A 14,488-nucleotide genomic window follows, 5' to 3' on the forward strand; every position below is an offset into this window, starting at 1 on the left:
CTTCAGATTTTTATTTTTATCGTAAATAAATGTTGTAGGAAACACTTGGATATTAAACTTATTTGAGTATTGTCCATCTATATCATTTACCACTTTAAATGTTAGATTGTGTTCATCTAGATATTTTTGTATTTCTTCTTTACTTCCTGATTGTGAGGCTATTGTGATTACTTCATACTCTTTTGAGATTTTTTCTATATTTGATGCTTCTATTTTACAAGTAGGGCACCATGTAGCCCAAAAGTGTACTAATATTGGTTTATCATTTGGGATAGAATATTGTTTGTTATCAAGTAGTTTAAAACTTTGTTCTGTTAGTTTTTCTTTATTTAAATCTTGTGATTTAAAATAACTTACAACATTTAAAATAATAGCTAGTATGATTGCAAATTTTATGATTTCTTTTAAATATTTTTTTATTTTATCTTTCATTTTATTCCTAGGTTTAAATTAGAGTTTTATTATATCAAATTGTATTAAAGAGATTTAGTATAAGTACCTTTTTAGTAAGTATTTATAATAATACATAATGAAAAACAAAATATTCTTTTTAATCTCATCCTCTTTAATTATCGCAATTGCAAGTTTATTTTTAATTACTTTTTTAATTGAAAAAGAAACAATACACAAACTATCAACACAACAGTTAAATAGTAAAATTGATGAAAGAGTACACTTTTTTAATAACTTTATTGAGCATAGACAAAAGCTTTTAAATTCACTTGTTCTAAATAAAAGTTTTATAGATTTTGTAAAATCAGGAAAAAATAAAGAGTATGTTGAAGATTTATATTTATCATATGCTTTATCTCATAAAGAAATTTTTCAACTAAGATATATAGATAAATTAGGTAATGAAATTATTAGAGTTGATAATTATGAAAAACCAAAATTAACTCCTAAAGATGCCCTTCAAAATAAAAAAGGGCGTTATTACTTTGAGGATACGATTAATTTAGAAAAAGGGAAATACTACTTTTCAAATATAGATTTGAATATCGAAAATGGGAAAATAGAGTATCCAATAGTTCCAACACTTAGAATTGCTACTCCTATAATTATTGATGGTATTAAATATGGAATATCAATTATAAATATAAATCTAAGTGAGTTTTTAAAAGAGATACAAGATACATCATTGCATTATGTAAATCTTATTTATGATGATGGACAGATTATAATAAGTAAAAATTCAGACTTTAACTGGAGTAGGGATTATAAGTTAGAGTTTAATATAGAAGATATTTTTTCAAAGTTGCCAAAAGATTATAATAAATCTGATTCAATTAGAAATAAAGATTTTTTTATAACAAAACTTGATATAGATACAAAAAATAAAGTTTTTATGATTTTATTACCAAAAGAGTTAAAAACTTATGATTTATTATATGCTGATTTAAAGAAGAATTTTTTATTTTTAATCATAATAATTATTGTGACAATATTTATTAGTTATTTAATCTCTAATTATATAGAAAAATATTATCAAAAGAAAATTAGCTTAAAAAAAGAATTAACAAAATTAAAAATAGCAATTGAGCATTCTCCAATTTCAATAGTAATTACTAATAAAGATGGAGATATTGAATATGTAAATCCTCACTTTACAGAAGTTACTGGTTATACATTTTCAGAAGCAGTAGGAAAAAATCCAAAAATATTAAAATCAGAATTTACAAAACCAAATGAATATGCAATACTATGGGAAACATTAATATCAAAAAAGACTTGGAAAGGTACTTTTAAAAATATAAATAAACAAGGTGAAGAGTTTTGGGAATCAGCAATTATTACACCTATTTATGATAACCCAACAGATAAAAAAATCACGAACTTCTTAGCAATTAAGCAAGAAATCACAAAAGAAATATATTTAGAAGAAGAGCTTAAAAATAAAGAAGAAATGATGATTGCTCAGTCAAGACATGCTGCTATGGGTGAAATGATTTCTATGATAGCGCATCAGTGGAGACAACCTATTTCAGTTATTGCGATGATTGCTAATAATAATTTATTAGATTTAGAATTGGGTTTAATAGATGAAGATGAATTAAAAGAACAGTCAAACTCTATTTTAACTCAAACATCTTATTTATCAGAAACAATTGAAGATTTTAGAAATTACTTTAGACCGAATAAAGAAAAAGAAATTATCTCTCCTAATGAGGTTATCAATGAATCACTAAAGATTATTAATCAGTCTTTAGAGAATAATAATATTAAACTTAGGCTATTAATTAAAGATAATAGTGAAGTAGAGATTTTTTCAAGAGAACTTCTTCAAGTACTTTTAAATATTTTAAAAAATGCAAAAGAAGCTTTAGATAATAAAAAAATTAAGAATAAGAATATTCTGATTTTTATTAAAAAAAGAAATAAAAACATACGAATTGGTATTTATAATAATGGTGGAACAATAAATAAAAAAATATCAAAAAGTATATTTGACCCTTATTTTAGTACAAAAACTGAAAAAATGGGTACGGGACTTGGATTATATATGTCAAAGACAATTATTGAAAAACATTTAGATGGTGAGCTTTCATTTAAAAACTACAAAAGAGGAGTTTGTTTCTTTATTGATTTACCACTATACTTTAAAAAGTAGTAATAAGTAGTATTTTTATAAATACATTGTAATATGTAAATATTATATTAAAGGTTTTTTTATGGATCTTGTAACAACTCTTAATAATCATTCTTTATCTGTTATGCTTTTAACGTTATTAGCACTTTTTTTATTTACAAGAGATAATATTCCTTTAGAAACATCAAGTCTTTTTATTTTAGTTTCATTAACCGTTGGATTTACAGTTTTCCCATACTCTTATAATGACACTTCTATTCATGCGTTAGATTTTTTTTCAGGTTTTGGTCATGAGGCTTTAATTGCTGTTTGTGCTTTAATGATTGCAGGTCAAGGATTGGTTCGAACAGGAGCTTTAGAGCCTGTTGGAAGAGTACTATCAAGATTATGGAGCATATATCCAAAGCTATCGCTGCTTTTAACTTTAGTAGTTGGGGCTATTTTAAGTGCTTTTATAAATAATGTACCTATTGTAATTTTATTACTTCCTATTTTAACAGCAGTCTCTATAAAAACAAAAACATCAGCTTCAAAAGTGTTAATGCCTATGGGATTTGCTACATTAATTGGTGGAATGAGTACAACGATTGGAACATCAACAAACTTACTTGTAGTATCAGTTGCTGTTGATATGGGATTGAAAAGTTTTGGAATGTTTGATTTCTTTTTGCCTGTATTAATTGCATCATTTTTTGCAATTGCTTATTTATGGTTGGTAGTTCCTTATTTATTAAAAGATAAGCAAACGCCTTTAAGTGATACTTCTCCTAGAATATTTACAGCAAAACTACTAATTTCAGAAGAATCAGCTTCTAAAGAGATGCCTTTAGATGAGTTAGTAAAAAAAACAGATGGAATGATGAATGTTTTAAGAGTTCATAGAAATAGTACAGATATGTATATTTTGCCAAATTCAAAAGCTATTATTCAAGCAAATGATATGTTAGTAGTTGAAGATACTCCTGAAAATCTAAAAAGTTATGAAACTATTTTAGATGCTGTTTTATACTCAAGTTTAGGTGCTGTTGATGATGAACATCCTTTAATGGAAGATGAACAACAAATCGCTGAGGTAATAGTTTCTCAAGGCTCAAGATTAAATAATACTACACTTTCTCAAACAAGATTTTTACAAAAAAACGATTTAATTGCTTTAGCACTTCATAGAAGTGGTAAAAAAACAGAAAAAATACTAAAAGATATGGCAGATATAAATCTAAAAGTAGGAGATGTTTTATTAATCCAAGGAAAAAAAGAGAATATTGATGAGTTAAAAAAGAGTAGAGAAGTTTTAGTATTGGATTCTACTTCTGATTTAGCACATTCAAAACAAGCGCCAATTGCATTTTTTATTATGCTTGGTATTGTTAGTGTTTCAGCTCTTGGAATTTTACCTATTGCAATAAGTGCAACTTTAGGTGTATTTTTGATGTTTATGACAAACTGTATAAATTGGAAAGATGCTTCAAATGCTTTAAATACTCAAGTAATATTAATAGTTGTGGCTTCCTTAGCCTTAGGACAAGCACTTCTTAAAACAGGAGCTGCCTCATATTTAGCACATTTATTTGTAAATTTAACTCAAGGAAGTTCAACACTATTTATATTAAGTGGTTTAATGCTTTTAATGGCAATAATGACAAATATAGTATCAAATAACGCAGCAGCTGTAATAGGAACACCAATCTCAATAGCAATTGCACAAGAGTTAAATCTTCCACCAGAAGCTTTTGTTTTAGCTGTATTATTTGGAGCAAATATGAGTTATGCAACTCCAATGGCATATAAAACAAATCTTTTGGTTATGACAGCTGGTGGATATAGTTTTAATGACTTCTTAAAAGTAGGAATTCCTTTAACATTTATCATGTGGATTTCCTTATCTTGGTTATTGATGATATTTTATTCTCTTTGATAATTTATAAAATTTTATACATATGATTTTTAATAATAACAGGCACAAAAAACATAGATACAATATAAGAAATTAAAGTACCACCAATAAGTGCAACTCCTAAACCACCAAATACAGCATCAGTTGCAAGAAGTGATGATGCAAACACCATTGTTAGAACTGTTAGTATAATTGGCTTAGACCTTGTTGCTGTTGCTTTTGCAATAGCTTCATTTGTACTTAGGTTTTCTTCTTTTATTAGAATCTTTGTAAAATCAATAATCAATGTAGAATTTCTTGAATTAATTCCAATAAGTCCAATAAAACCAATAAGTGATGTTGCTGTTAAATAAAAAGTATCATTAGTAAAAATATCCATAATAACATGAGCAAAAATAACTCCTATTATTGATATAAAACTTGATAATACAATTCCACCTGATAATGCAAAACTTTTATAATACATAACCATTAAAAAGAAAATCAAAACAAGTGCAATTATAAATGCACCTCCTAAATCAATAAAGGTATCAATTGTTACTTTTAATTCTCCATCAAAAACTAAATCAAATCTTTCATTTGTAGTTTTATTTACAAAAGATAGATTTAACATATTTGTTTTTATTACTTCATACTCTAAAGATAGATTTTTTAACATTTCATCTCTTGCATTAAGAAGGGGATAAATTTGACTATCTTTATTTGTTTCAGCAATTACATTTATCATCATTGTTAAATTTTTTGATGTTATTGTTGGTTCTTTGATTGTTTTTTTAATATTAACAAACTCTGATAAACTAATCATAAAACCATTTGCATTTATAACTTTTAGATTTTCAAGTTTTTTTTCTAAACTTTTTAAAGAAGAGTCTTTTAATAATCTTGAATCATCTAATCTTAGAAAAATTGGTATTTGACTTTGTGCATTGCTTTCATTTACTACAGATATTTTAATACCTTCATAGGCTAAATAAAGTATGTTTTTTACTTGTTCTAAACTTACTTTACTTTGAATGATTTTATTATTATCAAGTTCAAGTTCGTATTTAATAATATCTTCATCAGCCATAACATCAATATCAACTAAAGTGCTTTGTTTTTTTAGTATTTGTGCAATTTGCATAGCAAAATCACGTCTACTTTCAAATGAATCACCTCCATAAATCTCAGCAACAATTGAGGCTAATACAGGAGGACCAGCAGGAAGTTCTATAAATTTTATATTTGCTTCATATAAAGAACACTTTTTTTGAATAGGCTTTCTTAATTGGCTAATTAGATTATAACTTGTGATTTCTCTATCTTGGGCTTTTTTAATATTTACCATCATTTCAGCTTGAGATTGTTTATCTTTTAAGGCACTTTGTTTTACAAGTGCTGCAAAATCAAGCGGTTGGCCTTCACCTAAAAAAACTGAAATATTTGTAATATTTTCGTTTTTTTGAAGTTGTTTTGATATACATCTTGTAATTTCTTTTGTTTGATTGATAGAAGATCCATCTTTTAAATCTACATAAATTGAAAATGTATCAGAGTTTTTACTTGGAAGCATTTTTGCTTTTACAATATTTGTAGGAAAAGTTGCGATACTTAAAATAAATAAAACTAAAGTGATAAAATATACTAAATATGATTTTGTTTTATTTTCTAATATACTATAAATAAATTTTTCTAATTTCATAAATAAATCCTATAAAAATTTCTTGATTAAATACGGTGTAAAAGCGTAAGCTACAAATAAAGACATAAATAATGAAATCGGTACAAAAACAGGAAGAGGGTGCATAAATTGTCCCATCATTCCACCTACAAAAAACATAGGAATAAATGTCATTATAATAGCAATTGTTGCGATATTTGTAGCATTTCCTATTTCATTTGTAGCATTTATTGTAAGTATTGAAATATCTGCATTTTTATTTATTTGTCTATGTCTATGAATATTTTCTATTACAATAATAGCAGCATCTACAAGCATTCCAAGTGATACCAAAAGTGCAAAAAGTGTGATTCTATTTATTGTTTCTCCAATAATTAAACCAACAAATAAAGTAAGAGATAAAATCATAGGAACAGTTAAAGATACAATCATTGCTTCTTTAAATCCAAGAGAAAATATTAGTAAAACAGCAATTATAAAAATAGAAATTACAAGATTTAAAACAAGTGAGTTTACAGCATTATTTGCTGTATATCCATCATCTCTTGTAATAGTATAAGCAATATGTTTATTAAGCAAGGAATCTTTTTGAGTATTCATAAAAGCAAATATTTTTTCATTTATAATAACAGAGTTTGAACCTTTTAGTTTTGAAACACTTAATGTTACTTGATTTAATTCTTCAAAATTCCCATCTTGGTTTTTTTGATAAAGTATGGCTTCTTTTTTATTTTGAATATCAAATGTTCTTTCTACAAGTGCTACATCTTTTAAATAAATTGGAACATTTTGATTTATAGCAACTATAATATTTTCTATATCCTTACTTGACTGTATTGCTTGTTTTATTCCAAATACTACAAGTTCATTTGTATTTGTATATGCATTTATATTTGGAAGTTTTAAAGATAAAGCTTGAATTTGTTTCATAATACTTGCAAGGGATAAATTGTATTGTGAAATCTTTTTAGCATCTACTAAAATATTGTATTGCTCTTTTTTTTCTCCTTTTAAATCAACTAAAGCAACATTTTTTATTTTATTTATTTCTTTTGTTAGTTTATTAACTTCATTAAAAAGTTTAGTTTGAGAAATTACATCTTTACCATCTTTTTTCTTTGCATAAAAAGCAATTGTAGCTATTGGAATATCTGTATCAATATCCATTGTTTTAATGATTGGTTGTTGCGCACCTTTTGGCATTAAATCCATATTTCTCATAACTTGATCATAAAGTTTTAGATTTGATTCTTCTTTATCTTGGCCAATAAAATATTGTGCTTGTACAATTCCTACTGAATCTTTTGCATAAGAGTATATATGCTCAACGCCTTTAATCTCTTTTATTTTTTTTTCTAAAGGTTCAATAATTACTTTTTGTACTTCACTAGCACTAGCACCTGGTAGGGCAACTATTACAGCACCTCCACTTACTTTTATTTGTGGATTTTCTTCTCTTGGCATTAAAATCAACGAAATATATCCAAGTGCTAAAATAAACATAATTGAAATAGCAGTTAGGGGATGATTTATAAAAGCAAGTGATAGTTTTCCTGCAATATTTAAATCTTTTCCTATTTTTTCATTATTCATTCTTTATCCCTATTTTCTATAAAATCAGGAATATAAATATTTGAATACATTCCAGGATAAATGATTTTATCTTTTTTATCAAAAGATATTTTTAAAATAAATGAATGAGTTTTTTCATTTATATTTGGAATAATTGCATCAATTTTACCTTTTGTTTTTAGATTAATAGAAGAGATAAAAATATCAACTTCTTGATTTAATTTTAAACTATTTAGATATTTTTGAGAAACATCAGTTTTGATTTTTAAATCTGTTAAATCAGATAGTATAAAAGCAGGGGAACTTGGCATAGCCATTTCTCCAGTTTTAATATACTTTTTAACTACAAGTGCATCATTTGGTGCTTTAACTTTTAAATAGTTATATTCATTTTTTACTTCTTTTAGTTTTGCTTTTGCAATTAAAATCATATTTTTTGTATTTAATAACTTTAATTGTAATTGTTCAAAATCATATTTAGGTACTAAGTCTTGTTTATAAAGTCTTTGATATCTTTGAGTATTTAGTTTAATATTATTATAGTTATTTTGTAAAATTTGTAAATTTAATAGTGCTTCATTTTTTTTAGAATCAATATTTGATGAATCAATCTCATAAAGCAATTGACCTTTTTTTACAAAAGAACCTTCACTTACATAAACATTTTTTATAAATCCCATATTTCTACTTGATATAACTTTTTCATTATCAGAAATTACAGTTCCTGAAAGTTCAATTTCATTAGCAAATATATTTATACAAATACAGCTTAATAAGAATTTTTTAATCATTTTTTCCCTTTAAATTTAAACCTAAGTCTAAAGTGATTTTTGCAAGAGCAAGAGTGTTTTCATATTTTGCCATTAACACTTGTGCTTTACTATTTTGAAAGTTTGCCTCTTGTTTTAGTAATTCACTCATTGAAATCAATCTATTTTTATACATAAGTTTTGATTGTTCTACAATTTCTTTAGCTAAAATTTTTGCTTGAACTTTTTCTTTTAGAATTGCTTCTTTTGTTTTTACATTTAGCAAATCTTTTTGAAGTTCAAGTTTTATAAAATCTTTTGTTTTTTCATAATCTAAAATTGATTGTTTATATGTGATTTTTGTTTGTTGTTTTTTGATACTTTTTGTATTGTCAAATAAAGAGTAATTTATACCAATCATAGCAGTATAATAATCTTTATCATCTTCAAAAGTAAGTTTATCATCATTAAACCCATACTCTAAGTGAGAATATACACTTGGAAAATATGAACTTTTTGCAATATCAATATTTTTTTTCATAGCAGATTTATTTATTTTTTGTAATTTTAGTTCATCTCTATTTTTTAAAGCTTCATGTAAAAGTGTAGTAAAATTCGTTATATCGTAGTGAATAGTCTTTAATTCTTTTACATTTGAAATCTTATCATTTGAAGATAAAAATCTTAAATACTCTAAGGCAAGTTCATAGTTATTTGTAGCTTCTATAACTTGGGCATTAATATTTAGCTTATGTAACCTTGCTTGGTTTACATCAATTTTTGTAACTAAACCTTCTTTATGAAAAGCAATAGCTGATTTTAAAACAAAGTTAATAGAGTCTTGTGCTTTTTTACTTGCATTGATAAACTCTTTTGCAATTACTGCTTGATTATAAGCTTTTAAAACTTCATAAGATAGATATTTTTTATTAAGAGTAAGTTTTAAAATTTCTGCTTTTTGTTTTAGTTTTAAAATCTCTTTTTGTTTTGATAGTTTAAAACCTGTAAAAAGTGGTAAATCATAAGTAAGTTTAGTAGTGAAATTATTTCTTGAATCTGGATAGTTTAAATTTTTTGGTTCTTTATTGAAATCACCATTATTTTCAGAAAAACCAAAATCATTAAAACTAGCTTCACGTGAAGATAACTTTGAATTAAAAACATATCCTGAGTGATTTGTTCTGCTTATTTCTTCACTAAGGTTTATTTTTCCATAAGAAATCGCATTTATATTTTCTATATCAAGTTTGGATATTTTTGTATTTAGTTTTTGTTTTTGTAAGTTTTTATCATTTTGAAGAGTTAAATTTAATACATCATTAAAATCAACTATTTGTGCAAAAACAGATGTTGAAAAAATAATAAGTAAAAAATATTTAATCATAATATCTCCTATATTTTATATATAGGGATATTATACTCTAAAAATGCATAAGTTTAATATAAATCAAACTTATGATTAATTATATATTTATTATAAGTTGAACTTATAATAAAGAGTCTATCTTAACTTTATACTCTAAGTCTTTTCCAGCTAGTGGATGATTGAAATCAACAGTAACTTGATGTTCAGTAATTTCTTTTACAATAATTTGTAAAGGTTGACCTTCTTCATCTTCACCTTGAATTTGCATACCAACTTTTAAATCTTTTATATCTTTAAAATCTTGCATTGGAAGAGTTTGTATTCCACTTGGATCATATTCACCATAAGCTTCAGCAGCTGGAACTACAAAACTTGCAGCTTCTCCTGCTTTCATATTAATAATTCTAGCTTCTAATCCTGGAATTACTTGTCCTACACCAAATGAAAATTCAAAAGGTTTATTACTTCTACTTCCATCTACTACTTCACCATCTACTTTAACTTCAAATAATATTTTAACATTTTGATTAATTTCTATAGGCATTTTGGCCCCTTATTTTTGATTTATGAACTATATAATATTTAGGATAAAATATCAAATATAAATTAACAAGATTTATTAAAGAAAATTAAAGAAGTATGGAAAATATAGAGTTTTCCATATGATCGTCACTTAAAGGATTGTGCTAGATTTCCAATTAAAAGTTGCCATCCATCAATAATGATAAAGAAGATAATTTTAATAGGTAGGGATATCATTACAGGTGGTAACATCATCATCCCTAATGACATAAGAATAGAAGCTACAATAATATCAATAACTAAAAATGGTAAGAATATTAAAAAGCCTATTTCAAAGGCTGTTCTTAGTTCACTTACAATAAATGCAGGCATTAAAAGTGTTAATGGTACATCATCAATATTTTTTGGATTTGGCTCTTTTTTAATTCTATAAAATAGGGCTAAATCTGATTCTCTTGTATTTTTAATCATAAAATTTTTAAAAGGCCCAATACCTCTTTCAAATGCTACTTCATAACTAATTTCTTTATCCATATAAGGCTTGATACCTTCTTCCCATGACTTTTTACCATAAGGCTCCATAATAAAAATTGTTAAAATTAAACATAATGAAATTACGATTTGAGTAGGAGGAGTTTGTTGTAAACCCATTGCTTGTCTAAGTAATGAAAATACAATAACAAGTCTTGTAAAAGAAGTTACCATAAGCAATAAAGTAGGTGCAAGAACAAATAGAGCAAGAATAATTGCAATATTAATTGTTTTTACAAATTGAGCTGGTTCTTCTACAGAAGCTACTGATAAATTTATTAATGGTGCATCAGCTGCAAATAATGATATTGAGAATATTAATAAGCTTATAAGTAGTTTCAATTATTGTCCTGTTTAAAAATAGAAAATTATAATATCAGAAGAATGATTAAACTATAAGTAATTTTCTTATAGTTTATTTTCCTCTTCTTTGTATATATCCAAGTTCTTCAAGTTTATTATAAATTTTACTTACAATACCTCCTGCTGCAGAACCACCATGTCCACCATGTTCAACGATAACTGTTACAACATATTTAGGATCTCTATAAGGTGCATATGTTGTAAGCCATGCGTGTGATCTTTGATAATAATCTAGTTCACTTTCTTTCATTCTTTTCTTTTCAGATTGAGGAATAGTAACAACTTGTGCAGTTCCTGTTTTTGAAGCAATTGCTATTTCTGATTTTATATGTCTTTTTGCTGTTCCATTAGGATGATAAGTTACCTCATACATTCCTTTTCTTACAATTGGTAAAAACTCTTTTGGAATATCAACTTCAGTTGGTTCTTCATAATTAAGCTTATATAAATGTGGTTTTGGAAGTTTCCCTGTTGCTAAATATCCAGTATATCTTGCCATTTGCATTGGAGTTACTAATACATTTCCTTGACCAATTGAAGAAATAAGAGTTTCCCCAACATACCAAGGTTGATTAAATCTTTTTTGTTTCCAATCTTTATTTGGATTAATTCCTACAAATTCATTTAGCTGATCAACACCAGTTTTTTGCCCAAAACCTAATTTATCTAAAGTATTTGAAATATTATTAATACCAATTTCCATACTAGCTTTATAAAAAAAGTCATCACAACTTTCTCTAATAGCTTTTATAAATCCAACAGTTCCATGTCCTGTTGTTTTCCAACATCTAAAGTTTCTATTTCCAACTCTATGTGAACCATTATCATAAACTTTATAATCTCTACTAAGGCCATTTTCTAAAAAAGATAAAGCAATACCCATTTTAATTACAGAACCAGGAGGATAAAGTCCATTTATTAATTTATTTGTAAAAGGATGGTTAAAATCATTTCTCATTTTTTCCCACTCTTTTGTAGATATTCCTTCTGCAAAAATATTATTATCAAATTCAGGAAAAGATGCACCTGCTAAGATTTCTCCATTATGAGCATCCATTACAATTACAGCACCACTTTTTTTGCCAAAAATATCTTGAATATATTTTTGTAGTTTTATATCAAGAGAGATTTTAATATTATTATCAGTTGAAGGTTCTTGTTCTTCTAGTACTTCAATTTCTTCATTAAGTGCGTTAACTTTTACGTCTTTATATCCAACTTTACCTTGTAGAATTTCATTGTAATATTTTTCTAAACCATTTTTACCAATAATTTTATGATGTGCTTCAAGCTCTTGATTTATAATGTCATTTTTTGATGCTTTTCCTACATAACCAATAATATGTGAAGCAACCTTTCTATAAGGATAATGTCTTTTTACAGCTGATTCAATTTTGACATTATCTTGTGAAGCAATTAGTGTATATTTTGGAAAAAACTCATCATAAGGAATATAATCAATTATAGGAACATAATCATGATTATAAGGAGAATCCTTTCTTCTATATATTTTCATTAACTCTTTTTCTTCAAAAGCAGGAAAATGTTTGCTTATTAATGCAATTGCATCTTGTAGTTTTTTCTTATTTTTATATGATGCTAAATGTGGTTCAATTAATATTGAAAATCCCATTTGATTAACAGCTAATTTTTCGCCATTTCTATCTTCTATTACACCTCTAATAGGAGCTTTTAATACTCTGTGAATATAATTTCTTTTTGATAATTCTTCATAATAAGTATTTGATTTAATACTTAAAAAATATACTCTTGATAATAGAGTTCCCATAAGTATAATAATAAAAATGAATATGATATTTAACCTATATTTCAAAAGAAAACTCCAAAAAATAATAAATCAATTATAAGATTTATTAAAATAGTTGTGAATATATCAAAAGTCATATCCATACTAATAGACCAAATAATAATAATTCCAACATAAAAAAGTAAGATAAATATATAATCATCAAACTTATGTAAAGATACAACTCTATTAATTAAAGGTATTACAAATATATATAAAAATAAGGATAATAGCGTAAGACTTAGAGGTTTTAATCCTGCATTAATTTCAATAAATATAAAAGTAAGAATAATAAAAAATAAAGAGTATAAATATTTATTTTTTAAGCATACTGAAAAACCCATAAATAAAATTCCAGCTAATAAAATCATCATAAAATGAATAGAAGATATAGTATTTATTGTAATTATAAATATTAATAAAGTGAAAAGAAAAATTGGGTTATATAAATTATTTTGTGTCATTAAATAGTATGCTTTACTTTGATTTTGTTGGGATTATAATATAAATGTTCTTATGTTTATATCAAATTAGTTTTGTTTATTTTTATTAGATAAATCATAAATAAATGAAAATATCTCAGCAACAGCTTTATACATACTACCAGGAATTTCTTTATCTATATCAATTTGAGATAATAACTCAATTAAATCTTCATCTTTTTTAATTGGAATATTATTATCTTTGGCTAATTTAATAATATTTGTAGCTGTTTGTCCCTTACCTTTTGCAGTTACTCTTGGAGCTTGATCTGTTCCTTGTTCATATTTTAAAGCAGCAGCTTTTTGAACAAAGTTAGGATTATCAATCTCTTTTTTCATTTTATACTCTTATATTTAAACCAGAATCTAAATCATCATTATAAGGATTTACATAAACTTCTGTTTTTTTTGTTTCTTCTGTTTTATCTTCTTCTAAATTAAGAAGTTTAATATTAACAGGGATTAATTCTACACTATTAAGAGCTTTTTTTAGCTTTTGTAGATTTTCTTTTACTGCAATTTTAAAATGCTCTCTTTGTGCATAAATTGATAAATCTAATTTATTTTTATCATATAAAGATAACATCAAATCAACTTTTCCAAAATCTTTTAGTGTTAAATTAATTTGACAATAAAACTTTTCTTCATCAACTTTTTTCATATTTATTGTTCCATCTTCTAGCATATCCCAAAAAAATGGAACATAAACATAATTTGAATTTGCAGTTAAAGATAAAAGTTGATGATAATCAATTTGAACTAGCATTTTTTCAACTTGTTTTGCTAGTTCTTGAGATTTTGGGTCAGTTTTACTTACTAACTCTTCACTCATTTGTAGTAATACTGATTTCATATCATTTGAACTTTGATTTACATCATTTTTGAGAAAGTTATTAGGCATTTGAATATTTTCTTTTATCATTGTTTCAATTTTATCAATAGTGTTAAAAATCTG

11 protein-coding genes and 1 pseudogene are annotated in these 14,488 nt (G+C 25.4%); 2 read left to right on the forward strand and 10 right to left on the reverse strand.

Annotated elements, in window-relative coordinates; genetic code table 11:
• Positions 1 to 432, reverse strand: a 432-nt coding sequence (locus ACERKK_RS05390) for a redoxin domain-containing protein (protein WP_373772059.1), incomplete at its 3' end; no start/stop codon positions are given.
• Positions 433 to 529: 97 nt separating this feature from the next.
• On the opposite strand from ACERKK_RS05390, the gene ACERKK_RS05395 reads away from it, so the two are divergent.
• Together ACERKK_RS05395 and ACERKK_RS05400 are read left to right on the forward strand one after the other, a co-directional pair.
• On the forward strand, positions 530 to 2,608 hold the full coding sequence (locus tag ACERKK_RS05395; protein WP_373772060.1) for a PAS domain S-box protein: 2,079 nt from the start codon (positions 530 to 532) through the stop codon (positions 2,606 to 2,608).
• Positions 2,609 to 2,669: 61 nt separating this feature from the next.
• The gene (locus tag ACERKK_RS05400) at positions 2,670 to 4,502 is read left to right on the forward strand and encodes an SLC13 family permease (RefSeq protein WP_373772061.1); all 1,833 of its coding nucleotides are present in this window, start codon (positions 2,670 to 2,672) and stop codon (positions 4,500 to 4,502) included.
• Positions 4,503 to 4,506: 4 nt separating this feature from the next.
• On the opposite strand, the pseudogene ACERKK_RS05405 reads toward ACERKK_RS05400, so the two are convergent.
• The 9 genes and pseudogenes from ACERKK_RS05405 to ACERKK_RS05445 all read right to left on the reverse strand — a co-directional run.
• Positions 4,507 to 7,734: pseudogene (locus ACERKK_RS05405) on the reverse strand (efflux RND transporter permease subunit).
• The gene (locus tag ACERKK_RS05410) at positions 7,731 to 8,504 is read right to left on the reverse strand and encodes an efflux RND transporter periplasmic adaptor subunit (RefSeq protein ID WP_373772062.1); all 774 of its coding nucleotides are present in this window, start codon (positions 8,502 to 8,504) and stop codon (positions 7,731 to 7,733) included. Before ACERKK_RS05410 ends, ACERKK_RS05405 begins: the two are co-directional and overlap by 4 nt.
• A complete protein-coding gene (locus ACERKK_RS05415; protein ID WP_373772063.1) occupies positions 8,497 to 9,846 on the reverse strand; it encodes a TolC family protein in 1,350 nt (449 codons plus the stop codon). The genes ACERKK_RS05410 and ACERKK_RS05415 overlap by 8 nt, the downstream gene beginning before the upstream one ends.
• A gap of 103 nt (positions 9,847 to 9,949) precedes the next feature.
• Positions 9,950 to 10,372, reverse strand: a complete 423-nt coding sequence (locus ACERKK_RS05420; protein ID WP_373772064.1) for a peptidylprolyl isomerase — start codon at positions 10,370 to 10,372, stop codon at positions 9,950 to 9,952.
• Between the two features lie 125 nt (positions 10,373 to 10,497).
• Positions 10,498 to 11,223 carry a flagellar type III secretion system pore protein FliP gene (gene fliP / locus ACERKK_RS05425; protein ID WP_373772065.1) on the reverse strand — a complete coding sequence of 242 codons (726 nt, stop codon included), beginning with the start codon at positions 11,221 to 11,223 and terminating at the stop codon, positions 10,498 to 10,500.
• A 73-nt stretch (positions 11,224 to 11,296) separates the two neighbouring features.
• On the reverse strand, positions 11,297 to 13,078 hold the full coding sequence (mrdA, locus tag ACERKK_RS05430) for a penicillin-binding protein 2 (protein ID WP_373772066.1): 1,782 nt from the start codon (positions 13,076 to 13,078) through the stop codon (positions 11,297 to 11,299).
• A complete protein-coding gene (locus ACERKK_RS05435) occupies positions 13,075 to 13,515 on the reverse strand; it encodes a hypothetical protein (RefSeq protein WP_373772067.1) in 441 nt (146 codons plus the stop codon). The genes mrdA and ACERKK_RS05435 overlap by 4 nt, the downstream gene beginning before the upstream one ends.
• A gap of 66 nt (positions 13,516 to 13,581) precedes the next feature.
• Positions 13,582 to 13,872: an EscU/YscU/HrcU family type III secretion system export apparatus switch protein gene (locus ACERKK_RS05440; RefSeq protein ID WP_373772068.1), complete on the reverse strand. Its 291-nt coding sequence runs from the start codon at positions 13,870 to 13,872 to the stop codon at positions 13,582 to 13,584.
• 1 nt (position 13,873) lies between these two features.
• A partial coding sequence (locus ACERKK_RS05445; RefSeq protein ID WP_373772069.1) for a flagellar hook-length control protein FliK occupies positions 13,874 to 14,488 on the reverse strand: 615 nt, incomplete at its 5' end.

Origin of the sequence: Poseidonibacter sp. (genome assembly GCF_041821165.1) — a bacterium.
Lineage (GTDB): Bacteria > Campylobacterota > Campylobacteria > Campylobacterales > Arcobacteraceae > Poseidonibacter.

Coding starts and splice junctions, on each gene's coding strand:
- ACERKK_RS05395 (WP_373772060.1), top strand. CDS start 530: ATGAAAAACAAAATATTCTTTTTAATCTCATCCTCTTTAATTATCGCA.
- ACERKK_RS05435 (WP_373772067.1), bottom strand. CDS start 13,515: ATGACACAAAATAATTTATATAACCCAATTTTTCTTTTCACTTTATTA.
- ACERKK_RS05415 (WP_373772063.1), bottom strand. CDS start 9,846: ATGATTAAATATTTTTTACTTATTATTTTTTCAACATCTGTTTTTGCA.
- ACERKK_RS05410 (WP_373772062.1), bottom strand. CDS start 8,504: ATGATTAAAAAATTCTTATTAAGCTGTATTTGTATAAATATATTTGCT.
- ACERKK_RS05440 (WP_373772068.1), bottom strand. CDS start 13,872: ATGAAAAAAGAGATTGATAATCCTAACTTTGTTCAAAAAGCTGCTGCT.
- ACERKK_RS05420 (WP_373772064.1), bottom strand. CDS start 10,372: ATGCCTATAGAAATTAATCAAAATGTTAAAATATTATTTGAAGTTAAA.
- ACERKK_RS05400 (WP_373772061.1), top strand. CDS start 2,670: ATGGATCTTGTAACAACTCTTAATAATCATTCTTTATCTGTTATGCTT.